Genomic DNA, 21062 nt, shown 5'->3' on the forward strand with positions numbered 1-21062 from the left:
GCAAGACCCGGGTCCTGCCGCAGAATCGCTGGCCGAGGCCGGAACCCGCTGCAACGGGGAGTCTCGAAAACGCGTGTGTCCTCACGCTGACGAGAGATCGGAGCTGATGACGTGGATCCCTTGGCTACCAGCGTGTTCGACCTTCCCGGCCACCTCTCCCCCAAGGCCGGCCCGACGCTGATCGCCCGCGACGAGCAGCACTTCGCGGCCATCGCGGCGAGTCTCGCGCGGTCGATCGCCGACCTGTCCGACCGTCTCGACGCCGAGCGCAAGGCGTCCGGTGGGAAAGGCCGGCAGGCGCTGGACCGCGACCAGGCGGTCCACCGGCTGAGCGCTCGCCTGCGCACCCTGCGCCGCTTCGGTGTGGACCTGTGCCTGGGGCGCATGGTCAGCGCGGACAACCCCGAGCCCGTGTACGTCGGACGTCTCGGCCTCACGGACGGCGCGGGTCGTCGGCTGTTGCTGGACTGGCGCTCCCCGGCGGCCGAGCCGTTCTTCGCAGCGACGCACGCCAACCCGATGGGGCTGGCGAGCCGCCGCAGGTACCGCTGGACCCGAGGCCGGATCACCGACTACTGGGACGAGGTGTTCACCCCGGACGGGCTCGTCGGGCACGCCGCGCTCGACGACCAGTCCGCCTTCATCGCCAGCCTGGGCGGCAACCGGTCGGCCCGGATGCGAGACGTGCTCGGCACCATCCAGGCCGACCAGGACGCCATCATCCGAGCGGGTTCCCGCGGCGCTCTCGTCGTCGACGGCGGTCCGGGCACCGGGAAGACCGTCGTCGCGCTGCACCGCACCGCCTACCTGCTCTACCGCGACCCCCGCCTCGGTCACCGCCGGGGCGGCGTGCTGTTCGTCGGCCCGCACCAGCCCTACCTGGCCTACGTCGCCGACGTCCTGCCCAGTCTCGGGGAGGAGGACGTGCAGATCTGCACCCTGCGGGACCTCGTCGCCGAGGCAGCCGTGGCGGCGATCGAGACCGACCCGGACGTGGCCCGGCTGAAGTCGTCGGCACACCTGGTGCAGGCGATCGAGGCGGCCGTCAGGTTCTACGAGGAGCCGCCCGCCAAGGGGATGACGGTCACCACCGACGGGTCGGACATCTGGCTGAGCGCCGACGACTGGGCCGAGGCGTTCGAAGCGGCACCCGGCACCCCGCACAACGAGGCGCGCGACGAGGTCTGGGAGGAACTGCTCACCATCCTGATGAACAAGCACGACGGCGACGAGCCGGAGCACCTACTGCGCGTGTCGCTGGAGCGCAACAGGGAACTGCGCACGGCCTTCAACCGCGCCTGGCCGCTGCTGGAAGCGGCTGACCTCGTCGGTGACCTGTGGTCGGTACCCGCCTACCTGCGCCGGTGCGCCCCCTGGCTCAGTCGCGACGACGTCGCGAAGCTGCAGCGCGCGGACGCTCAGGCCTGGACGGTGTCCGACCTGCCGCTGCTGGACGCGGCACGGCAGCGGCTCGGCGACCGGGAGTCGTCACGGCGGCGGCAGCAGCACACCGCCGCTGCCGTCGCCGAACGCGCGCGCATGGCCGACGTCGTCGACGACCTGATCCATGCCGACGCCTATGACGACGGTGAAGGCGTGTTGACGATGCTGCACGGGCAGGACCTGCGCGACGCCCTGGTCAATGAGGCCGCGCTGCCCGGCACCGAGCCGGACCGGCTCGCCGGCCCGTTCGCGCACATCGTCGTGGACGAGGCGCAGGAACTGACCGACGCCGAGTGGCAGATGTTGCTGCTGCGCTGCCCGTCCCGTAGCTTCACCATCGTCGGGGACCGCGCCCAGGCCAGGCACGGGTTCACGGAGTCGTGGCAGGAACGGCTCGGGCGGGTCGGGCTCGACCGGATCAACCTGGCCTCCCTGAGCATCAACTACCGCACGCCGAAGGAGGTCATGGCCGAAGCCGAGCCGGTCATCCGGGCCGTACTCCCGAACGCCAACGTGCCGACCTCCATCCGTAGCGGCGGCCTCCCCGTCGTACACGGAGCCGCTTCGGATCTGGGCTCGATCCTCGACACCTGGCTCGCCGCGCACACCGAGGGGATCGTCTGCGTCATCGGCGATCCCGCGTTCTCGGCGACGTTCCACACGAAGTTCCCGGCGACGCCCCGCGTCCGGTCGCTGGCCCCGGAACTGTCGAAGGGGCTCGAGTTCGACCTCGTCGTCCTCATCGACCCCGAGGCGTTCGGCGAGGGCATCGAAGGAGCGGTCGACCGCTACGTCGCGATGACCCGGGCGACCCAGCAACTCGTCATCCTCACGAGCGCCTGACAATGTGCTGGAGTCGCGGCCGGGCGTCTGGGCCGCTGTCGACGACCTACCGACCGGCCTCGCGCTGGCCGCTGCGCAGCCGGACCTCGGCACCGTTCTGCTGATAGCTCTGCTGCGACACCTGCACCAGGACGGCATCGCGGTGGAACGACGGCAGCGTGGTGGCGCCGCAACTGACCATCGTGGCGCGAAGTTTCGCGGTCGTCCGGGCGACGTTCGGGTACAGGCTGCCGGCGTAGGGGACGTATCCGTCGACGCCCTCTTCGAAGACCAGTTCCGTCTCCGCCTGGTCGTACCGCGACACGTTGCGGGCGCGCTGGGATCCTTCGCCCCAGTACTCCTTGAACATCTGCCCGTCGAGGTTGACCAGGTTGGACGGACTCTCGTCGAAGCGCGCGAAGTACCGGCCGAGCATGATGAAGTCCGCGCCGAGGGCCAGGGCGACGGCCATGTGGTAGTCGGCGAGAAGCCCGCCGTCGCAGCAGATCGGCACGTAGACGCCGGTCTCCTCGGCGTAGCGATCCCGCTCGGCGACCACGTCGATGAGCGCGGACGCCTGACCGCGGCCGATGCCCTTCTGGTCCCGGGTGATGCAGATCGACCCGCCGCCGATGCCGACCTTCACGAACGCGGCGCCGGCGTCGGCGAGGTATCGGAACGCGCGACCGTCCACGACGTTGCCGGCGCCGACCGGGATGGCGCCGCCGAGGTCCTCCACGGCGTGGCGGAGGGCGCGCTGCTGCCAGACGGAGTAGCCGTCGGAGGAGTCGATGCACAGCACGTCCGCGCCCGCCTCGATAAGGGCCGGGATTCGGTCGCGGTAGTCGCGGGTGTTGATGCCGGCACCGACCCGGAACCGCTTGTCCGCGTCGATCGACTCGTTGCGGAACTGCTTGTGCAGTTCGTAGTCACGACGCAGCACGATCGAGGCCAGACGGCCGTCGGTGGTGACGATCGGCAGCAGGCCGAGCCGATGGTCCCACAGCAGCGTGTTCGCGTCGGACAATGAGATCGTCGGTGGTGCGGTGACGAGTGCGTGCGCCGGGCGCATCCGCGATTCGACGGTGTCGTTGAGATCGTGGCGCTGCGGGTGGAAGTCGGTGGTGGCGATCAGCCCGACGAACCGGCCGGTGCCGGTGCCGTCCTCGGTGACCACGGCGATGTCGCGTTCGGCGGCGCGCAGCAGACGGCTCACCTCGCCGAGGGTGGCCGACGGCTTGGTGTTGATGTCCGAGTGCCGGAACCCCGCCTTGTGCCGCTTGACCGCGCTGACCTGTTCCGCCTGGGCCTCCACGTCCTGGTTCTGGTGGATGAACCCGAGCCCGCCGGTCTGGGCGAGCGCGACGGCCAGGCGCGGCGACGACACCGCCATCATGATCGCGCTCACCAGAGGCACGGCGATGCGCAGCGGTGACGCCTCCCCGACCGGGTGACGCACGATCGAGGTGGAGAGGTCGACGTTGTCGGGGGTGCAGTCCTCGGTGGTGAGGTTCGGCACCAGGAGGTACTCATTGAGCGTTCGGGATACCTCAGGGAGGATCTGTACCACGCGGTCACTCCAAACATTCCGCTTTGGTTCTCGCTGGAATGTACACAGACGTTATCAGGACGGCCGGGACCCGGCTCAGCCGCTCACCGGTACGCGCGGAACTCGGGGACCTGCAAGCTCATGCGGCCGAGGTGACGACGTCGCGCGGCGAGAATGATCATCTTGCGATGTGAACAATCCGGAGCGGGAGCGAGTGGCGTCGTTCGGGCGCCCCGAGGACGGGCTGCTCGAGGCGAGCCCCTGGTATCTGTGGGGTCCGTACCTCAGCGAGCGGGCCTGGGGCACGGTACGCGAGGACTACAGCGGCGGCGGCACGGCGTGGGAGGCGTTTCCGCACGACCACGCGCGGTCCCGCGCCTACCGATGGAGTGAGGACGGCCTCGGCGGCATCTGCGACGCGCAGCAGCGGCTGTGTTTCGGGTTCGCGCTGTGGAACGGGCAGGATCCGATCCTCAAGGAACGGATCTTCGGGCTGACCGGCAACGAGGGCAACCACGGTGAGGACGCCAAGGAGTACTGGTGGTACCTCGACGCGGTGCCGAGCCACGCCTGGCTGCGCTGGCGCTACCACTACCCGCAGCGGGCCTTCCCCTACGAGCGGCTGGTGGCCGAGAACCGCGGCCGGTCCCGGCAGGAGCCCGAGTTCGAACTGCTCGACACCGGCGTCTTCGACGACGACCGGTACTGGATCGTCGAGACCGACTACGCGAAGGCGGACCCCACGGACGTGCGGATCCGGGTCCGGGTGACCAACGCGGGGCCCGAGGCGGCGACGATCCACGTGCTGCCGACGGTGTGGTACCGCAACACGTGGTCCTGGGAGGCGGACGCTCCGAAGCCGCGCCTGGCCTCCGTGGACGTCGCCGGCGGGTCCGCGATCGGCATCGAGCACGAGGGTCTCAGCCCGCTGGTGCTGCAGGCCGCGCCGGCGCCCGACGGAACGCTCCCGGCGCAGCTGTACTGCGAGAACGAGACCAACACGCAACGGCTGTTCGGCAGCCCGCCGGCCACCGCGTACCCGAAGGACGGCATCAACGACCACGTCGTGCACGGCGCCGACACGGTCAACCCGGCCCTGGAGGGCACGAAGGCGGCGTTCTGGTACCGCCTCACGGTGCCGGCCGGCGAGACGGTGGAACTGTCGTTGCGGCTGGCGCCGCAGGCCGGCCCGGACGCGTTCGGCCCGGCCTTCGAGGAGGTGCTCACCCAGCGACGTGACGAGGCCGACACGTTCTACGCGGCGCTGACCCCGCCCGGCACCAGCGCCGAGGACGGGATGATCATGCGGCAGGGGTTCGCCGGCATGATCTGGGGCAAGCAGTTCTACCACTACGACGTCGGCCGCTGGCTCAGCGGCGACCCCGCGCAGCCGCCACCTCCGCCGGGCCGCCGGCTCGGACGCAACGCCGGCTGGCGCCACCTGGACGCGTTCGACATCATGTCCATGCCCGATCCCTGGGAGTACCCGTGGTTCGCCGCGTGGGACTCGGCCTTCCACGCCGTCGCGCTCGCCCACCTCGACCCGGCCTTCGCGAAGTACCAGCTGATCCTGCTCTGCCGCGAGTGGTTCCAGCACCCCAACGGCGCGATCCCGGCCTACGAGTGGGCGTTCGACGACCTCAACCCTCCGGTACAGGCGTGGGCGGCGCTGCAGGTCTTCCAGATCGACGGGCGGCGTGACATCGCCTTCCTGACCCGGATCTTCTCCAAGCTGGTCCTCAACTTCACCTGGTGGGTCAACCGGGAGGACGCCGAGGGCAACAACCTGTTCGAGGGCGGATTCCTGGGCCTGGACAACATCGGTCCGATCGACCGTTCGCACCTGCCCGCCGGGTTCTCCCTCGAGCAGTCCGACGCGACCGCCTGGATGGCCTTCTACTGCATCAACCTGCTGGAGATGGCCTACGAACTGGCCCGGCACAACCCGGCGCTGGACGACCTCGCCGTCAAGTTCATGGAGCACTTCGCGCTGATCTCGGAGGCGATGCACGGCAAGGATCTGTGGGACGAGGGCGACGGGTTCTACTACGACGTCCTGCGCGGCGCCGACGGCTCCGCCGTGCCGCTGCGCGTCCGGTCGATGGTGGGCATCATCCCGCTGTTCTCCACCAAGGTCCTGCACGAGGAGGATTTCCAGCGGATACGCCGGCGCTGCAAGAGCTTCGCGGAGGTGGCCGAGCAGCATGTGCTGACCAGGCCCGACGGCGAGCGGTTCGTCCCCGTCGGCGTGGCCGCGCAAGGCCGCGTGCGCCGCATCCTGACGCACCTGTTCGACGAGGACAGCTTCCTGTCACCCTTCGGCCTGCGCGCACTGTCACGGTGGCATGCGCAGAACCCGTTCAGCGTCGAGCTACCCGGCTACACCGCGAGCGTCAGCTACGAGCCGGCGGAGTCGAGCACCGGCATGTTCGGCGGCAACTCGAACTGGCGCGGGCCGCTGTGGGTGCCGCTGAACTACCTCGTGCTGCGCACGCTGGAGGACTACCACTCACACCTCGGCGAGTCGATGAAGATCGAGTACCCGACCGGGTCCGGGCAGCAGCGCACCGCCGGGGAGATCGCCGAGGACCTGCGGCAGCGGATGCTCTCGCTGTACCGCCGCGGGCCCGACGGACGCAGGCCCGCGCACGGGTGGGTGCGGCATCTGCAGGACGACCCGCGCTGGCGCGACAACCTGCTGTTCTACGAGTACTTCCACGCCGACAACGGCGCCGGGCTCGGCGCGTCGCACCAGACCGGCTGGACCGGCCTGCTGGCGGAGCTCGTGGCCCGGCCGGCGGTGCGGCGATCGGAGCGCCTGGAGGTGCGGCCATGATCACCTTCGGCCGGCAGGTCTGCGGCGACCTCGAGCTCGCCGCCTCCCGCGAGTGGCTGGTGACTGACGGGCTCGGCGGATACGCGATGGGCACGGTCTGCGGTCTGCGCACCCGCCGGTACCACGGGCTGCTGGTGGTCGCGTCGCCCGGAGCGAGCTCCCGCCGGCTCGGCCTCGCGGCGCTGGAGCCCGTCGTGCGGGTCGGCGAACGACTGTTCCGGCTCGCCACCGACGAATGGGCCGGCGGCACCGTCGACCCCGCCGGTCACGTGCATCTCGCGGAGTTCAGCCTCGAGCACGGCGTGCCGAGCTGGCGCTGGGACCTCGGCGACGTGGTGCTCGAGCGCGAGCTCGCGATGGCGCACGGCCGCCCGGCGGTCGGCGTCGTGTTCCGGCTGCTGCGGGCTCCACGCCCGGTGACGCTGGACCTGGTGCCGCTGTGCACGTGGCGGGACGCGCACGGTGAACGCCACGCCAACGGCGCGCCGGAGGTGACCGCGGTCGACGGTGGCTTCGAGTTCGAGAACGCCTACCGGGTGACCGGCCCGGGGTGGCAGCCCGACGGCGACTGGTACCGCGGGGTGTACGCCCGCGAGGAGGCCGCCCGCGGGCTGAACCCGGTCGAGGATCTCTGGGCGGCCGGGCGGTTCACCGCCGAGCTGGAACCCGGCGACACCGTGCAGATCACCGCGGCCGCGGCGCCGTTCGACGGCGTCCTGCCACCGGCCGCCCGCCTCGTCACCGAGGCGCGCCGGCGTGCACGCAAGCTCACCCGGCAGGCCGGCGCCACCGACGCCACCGGACGGCAGCTCGCGATCGCGGCCGACCAGTTCGTCATCGACACGCCCACGGGGCCTTCGGCCGTCGCCGGCTACCCCTGGTTCGGGGAGTGGTCGCGCGACCTGATGACGTCCTTCGAAGGGCTGCTGCTGGCCACCAACCGGCTCGACGAGGCCCGCGCGGTCCTGACGCGGGCCGGTGCCACGGTGTCGGAGGGGATGCTCGCCAACACCGCCGACACCGGAACACTGGAATACAACACCGCGGACGCGGCCCTGTGGTTCCTGCACGCCATCGCCCGGTACGTCGAGGCGACCGGAGACCTGGACATCGTCGCCACCCTCGGCGACAGCATGCAGGACGTTCTCAGCCACCACCAGCGAGGCACCCGCTACGGCATCGCGGCCGACCCGGCCGACGGCCTGCTCACGCAGGGGTCCCCCGGATTCGCGCTCACCTGGATGGACGCCCGCGTCGACGGCCGACCCGTCACCGAACGCCAGGGGAAGCCGGTCGAGATCAACGCGCTGTGGATCGAGGGGCTCACGGTGACCGCGGACCTCTTCGAGCGCATCGGCCGGTCGAACGACTGGGGCGCCGCCGCGCAGCTGGCCACGGCCTCGTTCCGGCGCCGCTTCCCCCGGCCCGACGGGCTCGGGCTCTACGACGTCGTCGACGGGCCGAGCGGCGACGACCCGTCCGTCCGCCCGAACCAGTTGCTCGCCGTCGGCCTGCCGCACGCGCCGATCGTGGACCCGCAAGCGGTGGAGGTGTGCCGCAGGGCGCTGCTCACCTCGATCGGCCTGCGCTCCCTCGCGCCCGACGCGCCCGCCTACCTCGGCCGGCACAACGGCGGTCCGGCCGAGCGAGACCACGCATACCACCAGGGCACCGTCTGGCCCTGGCTGATCGGACCGTTCACCGACGCGTCCGTGCGCGTCGGCGCCGACACCGGCGGCCTGCTCGACGGCCTCGAACTCCACCTCGGCGATTGGGGCCTGGGCTCGGTGTCGGAGACCGCGGACGGCGACGCGCCGCACGCCGCCACCGGTTGCCCGTTCCAGGCGTGGTCGGTCGCGGAGCTACTCCGCGCGCGCAGCGCCGTTCAATGAGCGGCAACGCCTGCTCACCCGCTGCCGTGGTGCAGATGAGGCAGGTGTGGGAGGTGGTGGGGACGGTGGTGCGCCTCGACCAGGTGCGTGGCGGCCAGGGTGTACACACCGACGGTCATCACCCCCAGCCCCAGGACCTCGACGGCGAGCGTGAGCGGCGCCATCCGCAGGGAACCCTCGAGCACCCCGATGCCGATGGCGACGCCGGCGAGCGGTTCTGCCGCCACCACCGGCGGATAGGACACCGGCAGCGGGGCGAGCTTGTACGCGCTCTGCGCGAGCAGGATGCCGATCACGGCGACTGCCACGACCGCGTACGGCGTCCACGACAGCAACAGCGACAGCACCCCGTCGTCGAACAGCCGGCGCATGGCGGTGCTGGTCAGGGCGGCCTGCAGGCCGAAGAGCATGCCGGCGCCGAGCCCGAGCACCGCCGCCTCGTGCTGCGGGCGCATCCGCCGGGCGAGCGACACCAGGCCGGCGGTGATCATGCCGATCGCCCCCGCGGCGACCGCCCACTGCCAGGCCGGCGCGTCGGCGCGCTGGCCCGGACTCGGCTCCCCCGCGAGCAGGAACGCGACCACGCCGGCAACCACGGCGATCGCGCCCGACCATTCCCGCCGGCCGACCCGGTAACGGCTCCAGACCGCCGCCACCGGTAACGCGAACAGCACCCCGGTCACGGTCAGCGGCTCCACCAGGGCGGCACTGCCCAGGCCGAGGGCGATGCCGGCCAGGATGTTGCCGACCACCGCGACGGCGATGCCGCTCAGCCACAACCGCTGGTGGATCAGGTACCCCAGCAGTCGCCAGTGCAGGACCGAAGCGGACGGGGCGCGGGCCGCGGCGCGTTGCTGGATCGCGTTGCCGATCCCGCTCAGCGCCGCGGCACAGACCGCCATGGCGTACACCATGCCCTCGGCTTACCCTGCGGCACAGCCGTGGACACCTCGACGGGGGCGCTTCCCGCCGCGTCGGACGGGCTCGCATCACACTCGGCGGCCCGTTGGATTAGCCCGCGCGGATCGTGGTAGGAAACGCCATATGCGCGCACCGAGTGCTGTTCCAACGACGAGGTACGGCATTCCGGCCGCGCGGCGCTGACCGGCGGCACGGCAGCCGGCGGGCGCGCCCTGTGGACCTCGTCGCGGTGCTCGCGGGCGTCGGCTCGGCCGTCTGTTTCGCCGTCGCATCCGCGCTGGAGCAGAGCGCGGCCAAGCGGGAGCAGCTGTCGCGGCCGCTCGACCCGCGCCTGATCATACGGCTGGCGCACCAGCCGAGGTGGCTGCTGAGCTGGATCCCGGAGGCCGCCGGCGCCGGCCTGCAAGCGCTCGCCCTCAGCCGCGCCCCGCTGGCGTTCGTCGAGCCGCTGCTGGTCAGCGGGCTCTTCCTGGCCATCCCGCTGGCCGCCGCCCTCGACCGGCGCCGGATACACGTGTCGGACTTCGGCGTGGTGGCGCTCGGCGGGAGCGGACTGGCCATCTTCCTGCTCGCAGCGCAACCGCGCCCGGGGTTGTCCCAGCCGTCGCTGGCCGGCTGGCTGGGCGTCGCACTGTGGGCCGGCCCCGCCCTGGCCGTCTGCCTCGTGGCCGGCGAGCGCGCACACGGCCCGCTGCGCGGCGCCCTGCTCGGCATCGCCACCGGCCTGCTCTACGGCATCGGCGCCTCCCTGCTCAAGACGCTCGCGGCGGACCTCACCACCGATCCGCTGTCGGTGCTGACCACCCCGCAGGTCTACGTGCTGGCCGTCGTCGGCGGCTGTGCCGTCGTGCTCAACCAGCACGCCTTCCAGAGCGGCCGGATCGCCGTGCCGCTCACGGCGATCGTCATCCTCGACCCGCTCACCAGTGTGCTGATCGGCGTGACCGCCTTCCACGAACGGCTCTCCACGGCCTGGCCGCAGATCGGCTTCCAAGCCCTCGGCGTGCTCGCCATGGCGGGCGGGATCTGGCTCGCCGCGACCAGTCAGGCCGATACCCGCAATGGGTCGCCGGCCCCGCCCGCCGGCGCCCACCCCGAGCGGTCCGGCTGAGCGGCCACCGCGCAGTGGGCCACGACCATCGGGCTCACCCCGGCCGCGCCCTGACTCCGTCGACGTGTCCGCCTCGCAAGAAGATCCCCGCGCGGCCTCGTACGGCACTGGGGCCTGAAACCGGCCGTCTGGATGCTGCTCGACAAGTCGAGGATCCCCGCTACGACGACGCTCCCGGTGGACGAGACCGGCGCACCGGAACTGGGCGTCACCGATCTGTTCAAGAACGGCCTCGGTGAGGTCGAGCGCGTCGACGCCACCCACTTCACCGGCACGGTCGACATGACCGCCGCCAGCAGCGTGCTGGAGCCGTCCGACAACGTCCTGAAGAAGGCCGGCGCCGAGGCCAAGTCCGTCCCGTTCACCGCCACCGTCGACGACCAGGGCCACTTGATCGCCCTCAAGATCGAGGGCGCGTCGATCGACCCCGACCTGGCGATGGAGCTGACGTTCACCGGCTTCGGCGCGATCCAGGCCATCACCAAGCCGACCGGCGCGATCCAGGCCCCCGACTCCGTCTACAAACTGTTCGAGTGACCGCCGGATGACCGCTCGGCCCGGTGCCGCACCGCGTTCGTGGTGCGGCACCGTGAACCGTTGTCATGGTGACCGCGCCGGTCCGCGATGGCGCTACGGGTAGGGATCGGCATTGAACGGCTTCGACGCGCCGACGCCCGTGGCCGCAGGGCCATGCTGTGCGGCGGCCCGGGCGAGGCGCAGGCGCGGTTCGCGTCCGGGCCCGCAGAAGGCGTTGACGTGATCATGGCGACTGCTAAACTGAACCAAGCAAGCGCTTGGTTCGCCGGTGAGGGGCTTGGCAGATCTTGATTTTGGACGGCGTCGAGCACCTCCACCGACCCACACTCGCCTGGAGCCGCACATGAGGCAGGCCGTCATCGTCGACGCCGCGCGCACACCCTTCGGCCGGCGCGGGGGTGCGCCGTCCTGGCCGCAGCTCCACGTCAACGGCGGGGCTACCACGCTGGGCCACCCGGCCGGGGCGACCGGAAACCGGCTCGTCGCCACCACACTGGCCGAGCCGGAGCGCACCGGCAAGCGGTTCGGGTTGATCACCGCGTGCGCCGGCGGCGCGCCGGCCGCCGCGACGATCGTCGAGCGGCCGTGAACGCGACACCCCCGGCCGTCTCGGCCGGCCCGGCGAACCTGGCCGAGCTCGTCCACGCGACCCGGGAGCTGATGGTGGCGGTCGGGCTGACCGACGTCGATGAGGCGGACGTGCGCGCGGCCACCGACGCGATCACCCGGGTGACCGCCGCGCTGCGCGAGCGCAGCCGGACGCGCCTGATCCGCCGGTTGGAGGCCAGCCCGAACGGCGACGGGGGCATACGCCCCACCCACGAAGCGGTCTCGGGCAGCCTCAACCCGCTCGCCGGGCCGATCCTGATGACCCCCGACGCCGAGGGCGGGCTGACCGCGACGGCGCGGGTGAGCCCGCTCGTGGAGGGGCCGCCCGACTCCGTGCACGGCGGCTACGTCGCCATGGTCGTGGACAGCCTCATGGGCCAGCTGATCCGCACGACGGGCGTTCGGGCCGTCACCGGCACGCTGCTGTTGCGCTACCGGCACCGCACCCCGCTGGAGGAGGAGCTGACCTTCGCCGCGCGGATCACCGAACGGGTGGGGCGCCGGATCAAGGTGCACGCCACGGTCACGGCGGGCGGCCTGGTCACGGTCGAGAGCGAGGCGACGTTCGTCGAGGTGGCCGCCTGACGGCGGGGAGCAGCACCGCGGCGCCGGCCGCCGGCAGGGCTCGGGTGCCTGCGCCGGAGCCGTCACGCCGCATGCCATCCAGGAAGACCGACACGAAGCTGGCGGCGAACTGCCGGGTGGGGTAATCCTCGGACGGGGTGAACCAGCGCACCGACAGCCACAGGGCGTCGCGCACCAGGCGGTAGAGCACCCGTGGGGGCACGTCCGCGCGGAACACCCCGGCGGCCACGCCGGCCTCGAGCACGTCGACCCAGCGCCGCTGTACGCCGCCCACCGCCTGCCGGATCTTCTCGTAGCTGGCCAGCGAGTGCAGGTAGTTCCCGCTGTTCTGGTAGATCTCCGTGGCGTACGGATGGGCTTCGATGATCAACAGCGAGCCCTCGACCAGCCGCACGAACTGCTCGGCCGGGTCGATATCGGCCGGGATCGCGCTGTAGCAGGCGTTGAGGTCTTCCAGGTAGCGGATGACGATGGCGGCCACCATGTCATCCTTGGACTCGAAGTAGTGATAAAGGCTGCCGGACAGCACGCCGGCGACGTCGGCGATCTCGCGGACCGTGGTGGCCGAGACCCCCTTGGTCGCGAAGAGTTCCGCCGCCTTCTGCAAGATGAGCGATCGACGATCCTGCGATTCCACCGACTGGCTCCTGTCCGACGGCAAGGCTTCGATGATGCCCGGCCGCTAGACGCCTGTCGCGCCGGGGTGGGGCGCCCCCGCGTGGCCGCGGGCCGCGTGCCGGGGGATCGGAACCGGGGTCGCCGCGAGGAGCCGCTTGGTGTACTCCTGCGATGGCGTACGGAAGATCTGCTCCACGCCGCCGCGCTCCACGACCTGCCCCGCGGCCATCACCAGCACCGAGTCGGCGATCACCTCGACCAGCGCCAGGTCGTGGCAGACGAACAGGTAGGCCAGCCCGAACTCCTCCTGCAGGTCCTTGAGCAGGTTGAGCACCTGTGCCCGCACCGACACGTCGAGGGCCGCGACGGGCTCGTCGCACACGATCAGGCTCGGGTTCAGCGCGAGCGCCCGGGCGATGGCCACGCGCTGCAGCTGGCCGCCCGACAGCTCGGCGGGATAGCGGGCGAGATACCTCGATCCGAGCCCGACCGTGTCGAGCAGCTCGGCGACCCGCCGATCCCGCGCCGCGGCGTCCATTGTGGAGTGGACCACGAGTGGCTCGGCGACCGCGTCGGCCACCCGCATGCGCGGATCCAGGGAGCTGTACGGATCCTGGAAGATCATCTGCATGCGCTGGCGGAGGCGGCGCAGCTGGCCGCCCTTCAGCGACCGCACGTCGACGCCGTCGAAAGTGATCGTTCCCGTGTCGGGCTCGATGAGCCGCAGCACCATCCGGCCGACGGTCGACTTCCCGGCACCGGACTCCCCGACCACTGCCAGGCACTCGCCGCGATCGATCGTGAAGCTGACGTCGCGGACCGCATACGTCCACCGGTTGCGCCGCCCGAGCAGGTCGCGCCCCGAGGAGAACGACTTGGACAGGCCCGTGACCTCGAGCAGGCTCATCCGGCCGCCACTCCTTCCAGCGCGAACTCTCCGGCCCGCGCGCACCGGGAAAGGCTCCCGGCCGGCGAGGGCAGCAGCGGCGGGTGGGCGGCGTCGCACACCCCCGGGACGGCGAAGTCGCAGCGGGCCTGGAACCGGCAGCCAGCCGGCCAGGTGCCCGCGGGCGGGATCTGACCCGGAATCGAGGCAAGCCGTTTCCCGATGCCCCGGCGGGGATTGGGGATCGACGCGAGCAGCCCGGCCGAGTACGGATGCTGGGGTTGGTAGAACACGTCCCCGGCCGTGCCGTCCTCGATGATCTCCCCGGCGTACATCACCACGACCCGCTCGCACAGGTCCGCCACGACGGCCAGGTCGTGGCTGACGAACAGCAGCGCGACCCCGGTCTGCTCCTGCAGATCGCGCAGCAGCGCCAGGATGCGCTCCTGCACGGTGACGTCCAGCGCGGTCGTCGGCTCGTCCGCGACGAGCAGGCGCGGGTTGGTCGCCATCACCATCGCGATCATCACCCGCTGGCACATGCCACCGCTGAAGGCGTGCGGGTAGTCGTCCACCCGGGACTCGGCGCGGGGAATCTCGACGAGCTTGAGCATCTCGACGGCCCGCGCCCGCGCCGCGCGCCGGCTCAGCCCGAGGTGGCGCCGGACGGACTCGGCGATCTGGTCGCCGACCGTGAAAGCCGGGTTCAGGCTCCGCGTCGGCTGCTGGAAGATCATGCCGATCCCCCCGCCGCGCAGCGCCCGCCACTCCCGCTCCGGCAGCGACGTCAGCTCCCGGCCGTCGAAGGCGACCGATCCCGCCGCGATCCGCCCACCGGTCAGCCGGGTCAGGCCCAGCAGAGCGAGCGAGGTGACGGTCTTGCCGGAGCCGGACTCGCCGACCAGCCCGACCGACTCCCCCTGCCCCACCCGCAGCGACACGTCGGAGACGGCCCGGACCCAGCCGCCGCCGCGCGCTGGGAACTCGACGCTCAGGCCGCGGACGTCGAGCAGGTCCGGCGCTGTGGTCATGTCAATGGTCATCGCCTCGGCCCTACTCCGCTCGCGTCCGGGTCAGGCCCCGGCGCACCCCGTCACCGAGATAGGTGAAGGAGAGCACGGTCAGAAAGATCATGATGCCGGGCGGCCAGGCCATGAACGGCGCCGTGTCCATGTTCGCGGCCGCGGTGGTGAGCATCGATCCCCAGCTCGCGGCGGGCGGCTTCACGCCCAGGCCGAGGAAGCTCAGGCTCGACTCCGCTGCCACCGCCGCGCCCAGCGACACCGAGGTCACCAGGACGATCGGCGGCAGCACGTTGGGCAGGATGTGCCGCACGACCGTCCGCGTGCCGGTGCAGCCCAGGGCGACGCTCGCCTCGATGTATGTCTCGTGGCGCACGTTCATCGTGCTGGCCCGGGCCACCCGGAAAAACCTCGGCGACATGATCAGCCCGATCGCGATCATGGCGTTGGTGATGCCGGGGCCGAGCACGGCGACGATCGTGATGGCCAGCACCAGCGACGGGGTGCTCATCAGGGCGTCCATGACGCGCACGAGCACCACCTCCAGCCAGCCCCGCACGTAGCCGGCGATGATCCCCAGCGGCAGGCCGATCACCAGCGCCAGGCCCGCCGCCTGCACCGCCGCCACCAGGGAGACCCGGGCGCCGAAGATGATCCGGCTGAGCACGTCACGCCCGTAGTCGTCGGTGCCCAGCGGATGGTCTCCGCCCGGCGGGCGCAGCCGGCTGAGCACGTCCTGGGCGTTCGGGTCGTGCGGCGCCACCACCGGGGCCAGGATCGCCACGACGATGAGCAGCAGCAGGAACCCGGCGGCGACCACGGTGGAGGTGCGCCGCAGGATGCCGCGCAGGAGGCTGGTCTCGACCGCGCCGCCGCCCGGCTGCTCCGCGGGCGGGGCCGGCGCCACGGTGGTGGCGGTCATGTGCGCACCTTCGGGTTGAAGTAGCCGTAGGAGATGTCGACGAGCAGGTTGACCAGGACCACGACGGTCGTCGAGAAGAGCACGAAGCCCAGCAGCACGGGGACGTCGCGGGCGAGAACGCTGTCGACGGCGAGCCGGCCGAGGCCCGGCATGCTGTAGATGATCTCCAGGGTGACCGAGCCGGCCAGCACCTCGGAGACCCGGAAGCCCAGCACGGTCACCACCGGCACGGACGCGTTCTTCAGCGCGTGCTTCAGCACGACGCTGAGCCGGCTCAGGCCCCGGGCCTCGGCGTTGAGGATGTAGTCACTCTTGAGCACGGTGCCCAGCGACGAGCGCAGCTGCAGCGCCACCTCGGCCGCCGGTAGCAGGCCCAGCGCGAGCCCGGGCAGCACGAGGAAGGACAGCCACGTGTCGAACCCGTCGGAGAGCGGCCGGTAGCCGAAGGCCGGGAACAGCCGCAGCGAGACGGTGAACAGCGAGGCCAGAACGATGCCGAACCAGAACGCCGGAATCGCGATCGCGATCGAGGACACCCAGTTGACGACCCGGTCGAGGATGCCGTTCGGGCGCAGCGACGCCAGGATCGCGAACCCCATGCCGAAGACGACGGCGATGACCATGGCGACCACCACCAGCGACACGGTCGTCGAGGCCCGGCGCAGGATGAGGTCGGTGACGTTCTGGTCGGACATGAACGAGACGCCGAGGTCACCGTGCATCGCCGCCCAGACCCACTGCCCGTAACGGACGAACATGGGCTCGTCGAGGCCGAGGCTGTGGCGGATCATCGCGATCCGCTCGGGGGTCGGATTATCGCCCGCCAGGGCGTAGGCCGGATCACCCGGCGCGAAGTTGATCAGAGCGAAGACCAGGAACGGCACGATGAACAGCAACGGTATCGCCGCCAACAACCGCTTTCCCGCGAAGCGAAGCATCGGAGTGCACCGACCTCTTCCCGACGGCTCGGTTGTTGAGCAACCAAGCGCTTGTTCACATGAACCTAGCGCCTCCGATGAATCTCGGTCAAGCGCTTGTTCGGCTTCCTGTACGGGCGTGCCGCCTGCGGCTTTCGGTCGATCGCGCGCAGGCCGACTCGCCGCACGAGGGCTTCCTCCGCGAGCGGGTCGTGGAGTAAACGCCTCGGTCTATCGCGCGGCCCGACCGGTGCCGCACCGCGCTCAGCGGTGCGGCACCATCGCGTTGAGCAGAGCCGAGCGCATCGGCTCCGGCACGGGCACCGGCTCGCCGTCCGGCCCGAGGGTCACGTTGACCAGCCACGCCCGCGCTACGAGCACCGCGTCATCGTGCCGCACCATCCGGAAGCCCCAGCGCAGCGATGTCCGGCCCACGTGCTCGACCTGCAGCGACAGCGCGATGCGGTCGAACACCCGGGCCGGGGACAGGTACTCACACTGCGCCGCCCGCGAGACGATCCGGAAGCCGAACCGCTCTTCGAGGGTGTCGGGGCGCAGGTCGTTGAGGTACAGCCACTCGGTCTGGACCCGTTCCATCCACGCGAACCAGGCCCCGTAGTAGATGATCTGCGCGGGGTCGCAGTCGGCGTAGCCGAGCCGCAGGTCGATGCGGTGGATCTCCGGCATGGCGCTCATCCGTCACGCATCGACGCCGAGGATCAGCCCGCTCGTCGGCACGGCCGTGCCGGACGTGACGATCACGGCCTCGACGCCCTCGGGCTGGTTCACCGACGTGCCCCGCACCAGCCGCACGGCCTCGGCGATGCCGTTCATCCCGTGCAGGTACGCCTCGCCGAGCTGCCCGCCGTGGGTGTTGGTCGGCAGCCGCCCGCCGATCTCGAGGTTTCCGTCCGCGATGAACGCCGGCGCCTCGCCACGCCCGCAGAAGCCCAACTCCTCCAGCTGCGGCAGGACCAGCGGCGTGAAGTGGTCGTAGATGACGGCCGCGTCGATGTCCTGCGGCCCGAGCCCGCTCTGCGCGTAGAGCTGGCGGGCGACCAGCCCCATCTCTGGGATGCCGGAGATCTGCGGCCGGTAGTAGCTCGTCATGAGGTGCTGATCGGCGCCGCTGCCCTGGGCCGCCCCGAGGATCCGGACCGGGCGGTGGCGCAGGCCGGCCACCCGGTCCTGCGCGGCGACGACGATCGCCTGGCCGCCGTCGGACTCCTGGCAGCAGTCGAGCAGGTGCAACGGCTCGGCGATCCAGCGCGACTCCTGGTGCTCGGCGAGGGTGATCGGACGCCCGTAGAACCACGCCTTCGGGTTGTTCGCGGCGTACGCACGGTCCACCACCGCCACACGGCCGAAGTCCTCGCTCGTGGCGCCGAACTCGTGCATGTACCGCCGGGCGAAGATCGCCACCTCCTGGGCCGGGGTGTTGAGCCCGAACGGCGTGAGCCAGGAGTAGCCGGCCCGGTCGGCGCCGGCGGCCATCGGGCGGTCGGCGTGGCCGAGCCCGAAGCGCACGCCCGAGCGCTCGTTGAACGCCCGGTAGCACACCACCACGTCGGCGACGCCGTGCTCGATCGCCAGCATCGCCTGCTGGACGGTACCGCAGGCCGCGCCGCCGCCGTAGCCGACCCGCGTGAAGAAGGTCAGCTCGCCGATGCCAGTGCTGCGGGCGACCTCGATCTCCGGGTTGCTGTCGTTGACGAAGGTGACCAGGCCGTCCACATCGGACGGTTCGAGGCCGGCGTCGGCCAGCGCATGCAGCACCGCCTCGCAGGCCAGTTGCAGCTCGCTGCGCCCGGACTGCTTGGAGAACTCCGTCGCACCGATCCCGGCGATCACCGCACGGCGACTCACTGGTCTACACCCCTTTCCGGGTCTCGGTCCGGCCAGGCGAGCGTCGCGCTGCCGGTCAGGTGCGCGCCGAGGGAGTTCTCGGCGCGGACGTCGACGACGGCCTGGGCGTCGCCCACCTCGGCCACCGTGCCGAGCAGCACCATGACGTCGCCGGCCTGGTTGGGCACGCCGAGCCGGATCCGCAGCCCCCGCAGCTCGGCGCCGGGACCGGCCCAGGCCCGGACGAACCGCTCCACCAACGCGTTGCTGGTGAGGATGTTCATGAAGACGTCCTTGGTACCGCTGTGCCGCGCGGCGTCCGGGTCCTGGTGCACGTCCTGGTAGTCGCGGCTGGCGATCGCGCTGGCCACGATGAACCCGCGGGTCAGCGGCACCGTCAGCGGTGGCAGCTCGGCGCCGGGCGTGACGTGGTCGGGCACCCGGCTCATCGCAGCACCCATTCGGACTCGCCGGACGCGATCCGGTCGCCCAGGCGGGTCAGCACGTCGCGGTCGGCGCCGAGGGTGCCGGCGAGCTGCCGCGCCCACAGGTAGAACCGGTGGGCCGGGAAGTCGATGTCCAGGCCGATGCCGCCGTGCAGGTGCTGGGTGCGGTGGACCACGTCCAGGCCGGCTTGCGCGGACCACCACTGCGCGACCGGCACCGACGTCGCGCGGCGCGCGGCGCGCTCGTCGACGTCGGAGACCGCCTGCCACAGGGTGACCGCCGTCGCCTCGATGTCCATGTAACAGTCGGCGAGTTTGTGCTGCACGGCCTGGAAGGTGGCCAGCGGGCGACCGAACTGGTGCCGCTGCGACAGGTACGACGCGGCCAGCGCGAGCGCGCCTCGCATCACGCCGATCTGGGTCGCGCACACGCCGAGCACGGCGACGTCGAGGACCGCGGCCAGCACGGCCTCGGCACCGTCGTCGCCGTCGCCGTCGCCGAGGCGGGTCGCCGGCACGTCGCGCAGGTCGAGGTTCGCCGCCGGCGCGAGATCGGTGGTGCTCGTCGGCTCCCACGCCAGGCCCGGGGCCAGGGCGTCGACGAGGAACAGCCCGGGGCGTCCACCGGCCGACGCCGAGACCAGCACCGCCCCGGCGTCGCCGCCACCGAGCGGTACCGCGGCCTTCGTCCCGGACAGCCGCCAGCCGTCCCCCGCCGCCTGGGCCACCGCCTCGGGTGCCCACGGGTCCGCCGGCCCGAACTCCTCCAGCGCGACCGTCGCCCGCGGCGCGCCGTCGGCGGCGCCGAGCCAGGCCAGCCGGTCCGGCTCCGGGGCGAAGTGGGCGAGCGCGTACGACGCGGTCAGCAGGGGCCACAGCGGCGCCCCCGCGGTCACCCGGCCCTGCTCCTCGAGCACGACCGTCGCCGCCGCCAGGCCGAGGTCGGCACCGCCGTGCTCGGCGGGCAGGTGCAGGCCGAGCAGGCCCGCCTCCGCCAGGGCCGAGCGCAGGCGAAGATCCCCGGTTGCGTGGGCGGACCCGGCCGTCTCGGGCCCGGCGGCGAAGTCGGCGAAGATGCGCGCCGCCAGCTCCTTGGCCGCCTGTGCCGTCTCGTCGAGCGTGAAGTCCATCAGTGCGTCTCCTCCGTGACGATGCGGAAAGCCGGGAGCGTGAGCTCGCTGTCGAGCTCGACCCATTCCAGGGCCACCGGGGCGTCCACCCGGACGTCCTCCAGCGCGGAACCGACGATGTTCGCGATCAGGCGGGTGCCCTCCTCCAGCGCGATCACGGCGATCACGAGCGGGTAGTCGAAGGCGGGATGCCGCGGATGGTGCGCGACGGTGAAGCTGTAGACGGTGCCGCGCCCGGTGGCCTGCACGGTGTCCCAGGCGAAGGACCGGCAGTGCGGGCAGCACGGCCCGGGCGGGTGCCGCAACGTGCCGCACGCCGTGCACCGTTGCACCAGCAGCCGGTGCTCGCGGGCGGCCTCGAACCAGAACCGGTTGTCCGGGTTCAGCGCCGGCCGTGGCCGCGGCGGGCGCGGCGGCTCCGGCTCGGCTGGGGCGGCGGGGCGGAACCTCAGGGTCCGCCAGCGCTGGGTCGCGACGACCGCGCCGGAGGCGTCGGTGTAGGTGCGCACCGTCTGCACGAACCGTCCCGGGCCAAGTGCGGTCCGCTTCTCCGGCGACACCGACTCGAGGAACTCCTCGACCTCGATGTGATCGCCGGGCACGAGCTCGCGCGTGAACGCGAACTCGGAGTCGGTGGCCACGACGGCCGTGTAGCCGGCGGAGGCGAGCAGGGCCAGCAGCCGGGACTCCTCGGTCTGCGGGCCCGTGCCGGCGGCCCGGCGCTGGTGTGCGGCGTATCCGCGCATCGTCCACGCCTGGACCATCGTGGCGGGGGCGACCACGCCCGGCCGCCCGGTGCGCCGCGCCGCGGCGTCGTCGGTGAAGACCGGGTTCTCGTCGCCCATCGCCTCCGCCCAGTGGCGGATCATCGGCCCGTTGACGGGGTCCTGCGCCGGCGTACGCGGCGACAGCACGCGGCCGACGAAGGCAGCCAGCGCCGCCTCGAAGTCCGGACCGGTCACGCTCCCCTC

General features: G+C 71.8%; 18 protein-coding genes and 1 pseudogene. 7 read left to right on the forward strand and 12 right to left on the reverse strand.

Annotation, left to right across the window (positions count from 1 at the left end; genetic code table 11):
• Window positions 1–120: 120 nt before the first annotated feature.
• A complete protein-coding gene (helR, locus tag AB0367_RS05175) occupies window positions 121–2286 on the forward strand; it encodes an RNA polymerase recycling motor ATPase HelR (RefSeq protein WP_366225119.1) in 2166 nt (721 codons plus the stop codon).
• A gap of 46 nt (window positions 2287–2332) precedes the next feature.
• On the opposite strand, the gene AB0367_RS05180 is transcribed toward helR, so the two are convergent.
• Window positions 2333–3835 (reverse strand): IMP dehydrogenase, encoded by a 1503-nt coding sequence (locus AB0367_RS05180; RefSeq protein ID WP_366224891.1) that lies wholly within the window; start codon window positions 3833–3835, stop codon window positions 2333–2335.
• 169 nt (window positions 3836–4004) lie between these two features.
• Between AB0367_RS05180 and AB0367_RS05185 the strand changes: the two genes are divergently transcribed.
• Window positions 4005–6650 carry a glucosidase gene (locus AB0367_RS05185; RefSeq protein WP_366224892.1) on the forward strand — a complete coding sequence of 882 codons (2646 nt, stop codon included), beginning with the start codon at window positions 4005–4007 and terminating at the stop codon, window positions 6648–6650.
• Window positions 6647–8542 (forward strand): amylo-alpha-1,6-glucosidase, encoded by a 1896-nt coding sequence (locus tag AB0367_RS05190; protein WP_366224893.1) that lies wholly within the window; start codon window positions 6647–6649, stop codon window positions 8540–8542. The genes AB0367_RS05185 and AB0367_RS05190 overlap by 4 nt, the downstream gene beginning before the upstream one ends.
• 14 nt (window positions 8543–8556) lie before the next feature.
• Here the strand turns inward: AB0367_RS05190 and AB0367_RS05195 are convergent, their stop codons facing one another.
• A complete protein-coding gene (locus AB0367_RS05195; protein WP_366224895.1) occupies window positions 8557–9456 on the reverse strand; it encodes a DMT family transporter in 900 nt (299 codons plus the stop codon).
• A 221-nt stretch (window positions 9457–9677) separates the two neighbouring features.
• On the opposite strand from AB0367_RS05195, the gene AB0367_RS05200 reads away from it, so the two are divergent.
• From AB0367_RS05200 to AB0367_RS05215, 4 genes and pseudogenes are all read left to right on the forward strand, one after another.
• Window positions 9678–10574 (forward strand): DMT family transporter, encoded by an 897-nt coding sequence (locus AB0367_RS05200; RefSeq protein WP_366224896.1) that lies wholly within the window; start codon window positions 9678–9680, stop codon window positions 10572–10574.
• A gap of 177 nt (window positions 10575–10751) precedes the next feature.
• Window positions 10752–11111 (forward strand): hypothetical protein, encoded by a 360-nt coding sequence (locus AB0367_RS05205; RefSeq protein WP_366224897.1) that lies wholly within the window; start codon window positions 10752–10754, stop codon window positions 11109–11111.
• Between the two features lie 424 nt (window positions 11112–11535).
• Window positions 11536–11700, forward strand: a pseudogene (locus tag AB0367_RS05210) (steroid 3-ketoacyl-CoA thiolase); the annotation flags it as partial.
• Window positions 11697–12305 carry a hotdog domain-containing protein gene (locus tag AB0367_RS05215; protein WP_366224898.1) on the forward strand — a complete coding sequence of 203 codons (609 nt, stop codon included), beginning with the start codon at window positions 11697–11699 and terminating at the stop codon, window positions 12303–12305. The pseudogene AB0367_RS05210 and the gene AB0367_RS05215, both read left to right, overlap by 4 nt.
• Here the strand turns inward: AB0367_RS05215 and AB0367_RS05220 are convergent.
• The 10 genes from AB0367_RS05220 to AB0367_RS05265 form a co-directional block, all read right to left on the reverse strand.
• Complete coding sequence (locus tag AB0367_RS05220; RefSeq protein ID WP_366224899.1) at window positions 12262–12942, reverse strand: TetR/AcrR family transcriptional regulator; 681 nt, start codon at window positions 12940–12942, stop codon at window positions 12262–12264. The genes AB0367_RS05215 and AB0367_RS05220 overlap by 44 nt on opposite strands.
• A 45-nt stretch (window positions 12943–12987) precedes the next feature.
• Window positions 12988–13830 carry an ATP-binding cassette domain-containing protein gene (locus AB0367_RS05225; protein WP_366224900.1) on the reverse strand — a complete coding sequence of 281 codons (843 nt, stop codon included), beginning with the start codon at window positions 13828–13830 and terminating at the stop codon, window positions 12988–12990.
• Window positions 13827–14852: an ABC transporter ATP-binding protein gene (locus AB0367_RS05230; RefSeq protein ID WP_366224901.1), complete on the reverse strand. Its 1026-nt coding sequence runs from the start codon at window positions 14850–14852 to the stop codon at window positions 13827–13829. The genes AB0367_RS05225 and AB0367_RS05230 overlap by 4 nt, the downstream gene beginning before the upstream one ends.
• Before the next feature lie 10 nt (window positions 14853–14862).
• Window positions 14863–15753 (reverse strand): ABC transporter permease, encoded by an 891-nt coding sequence (locus AB0367_RS05235; RefSeq protein ID WP_366224902.1) that lies wholly within the window; start codon window positions 15751–15753, stop codon window positions 14863–14865.
• A complete protein-coding gene (locus AB0367_RS05240; protein WP_366224903.1) occupies window positions 15750–16691 on the reverse strand; it encodes an ABC transporter permease in 942 nt (313 codons plus the stop codon). Before AB0367_RS05240 ends, AB0367_RS05235 begins: the two co-directional genes overlap by 4 nt.
• Before the next feature lie 243 nt (window positions 16692–16934).
• Window positions 16935–17357 carry a thioesterase family protein gene (locus AB0367_RS05245; RefSeq protein ID WP_366224904.1) on the reverse strand — a complete coding sequence of 141 codons (423 nt, stop codon included), beginning with the start codon at window positions 17355–17357 and terminating at the stop codon, window positions 16935–16937.
• 12 nt (window positions 17358–17369) lie between these two features.
• A complete protein-coding gene (locus AB0367_RS05250; protein WP_366224905.1) occupies window positions 17370–18536 on the reverse strand; it encodes a lipid-transfer protein in 1167 nt (388 codons plus the stop codon).
• Complete coding sequence (locus AB0367_RS05255; protein ID WP_366224906.1) at window positions 18533–18964, reverse strand: acyl dehydratase; 432 nt, start codon at window positions 18962–18964, stop codon at window positions 18533–18535. The genes AB0367_RS05250 and AB0367_RS05255 overlap by 4 nt, the downstream gene beginning before the upstream one ends.
• Complete coding sequence (locus tag AB0367_RS05260) at window positions 18961–20091, reverse strand: acyl-CoA dehydrogenase family protein (RefSeq protein WP_366224907.1); 1131 nt, start codon at window positions 20089–20091, stop codon at window positions 18961–18963. Before AB0367_RS05260 ends, AB0367_RS05255 begins: the two co-directional genes overlap by 4 nt.
• The gene (locus tag AB0367_RS05265; protein WP_366224908.1) at window positions 20091–21053 is read right to left on the reverse strand and encodes a MaoC family dehydratase N-terminal domain-containing protein; all 963 of its coding nucleotides are present in this window, start codon (window positions 21051–21053) and stop codon (window positions 20091–20093) included. The genes AB0367_RS05260 and AB0367_RS05265 overlap by 1 nt, the downstream gene beginning before the upstream one ends.
• Window positions 21054–21062: the final 9 nt, after the last annotated feature.

This window comes from Dactylosporangium sp. NPDC051484 (assembly GCF_040689395.1).
Classification (GTDB): Bacteria; Actinomycetota; Actinomycetes; order Mycobacteriales; family Micromonosporaceae; genus Dactylosporangium.